At 57.9% G+C, this 662-nt stretch carries 1 protein-coding gene; it reads right to left on the reverse strand.

The features are described from left to right. Positions 1-662 (reverse strand): transposase (locus ACQ7JA_RS25000; protein ID WP_430902407.1); only part of this gene is annotated, 662 nt, incomplete at both ends.

Consider the following 662-nt stretch of genomic DNA (forward strand, 5'->3'; position numbering starts at 1 on the left):
GTCACACGCCGCTGCGCGCTCGGCGTGCACCTGTCCTTGAGCGGACAACCCTTGCAGTTCGAGCTCCAATAGCGGTGATTCGTCATGCCTTTCTCTACGCTGGAAAATCGCCAGATCAAGGCTTCGCCGGCCGGGCAGCGATACTCGTTCTTTTCGGGATCGTAGATGAAATCGGCCTTGTCGAATCGGCCATCGGCCTTGGCCACGGAAGTCTTCGTAGGCGGCACCAAAGCACGTATTCCCGCCTCATGACAGGCCAGGATTTCCTCGCCTTTGAAGTAGCCTCGGTCGGCAATGGCGGTCAATGTAGCCGTACCGATCGCTGTGCGGGCCTTCTTTGCCATGCCGGACAATTGATCACGGTCGCTGCCATTGTTGGTGACCTCGTGCTCGACGATCAAATGGTGTTTGGCGTCGACCGCAGTTTGCACGTTATAGCCCACGATGCCTGAACCGCGCGTCATCATTGAACGCGCGTCCGGATCGGTGAGCGAGATCTGCGTTTCGCCAGTCTTTTCCAGCTTCGCTTCGATTTCCTTGAGCGTAGCCATCTGCGATCTCAGCGCTGCGATCTTGTCGTTCAGGCGAACGCTTTTCGCTTGCGCAGCAACTGGTTCCTGCCGGTCCGCCGTGTCCAGTTCTGCCAGATAGCGACTGATGTT

The sequence above is a fragment of the Massilia sp. BKSP1R2A-1 genome (assembly GCF_050586525.1).
Lineage (GTDB): Bacteria > Pseudomonadota > Gammaproteobacteria > Burkholderiales > Burkholderiaceae_D > Telluria.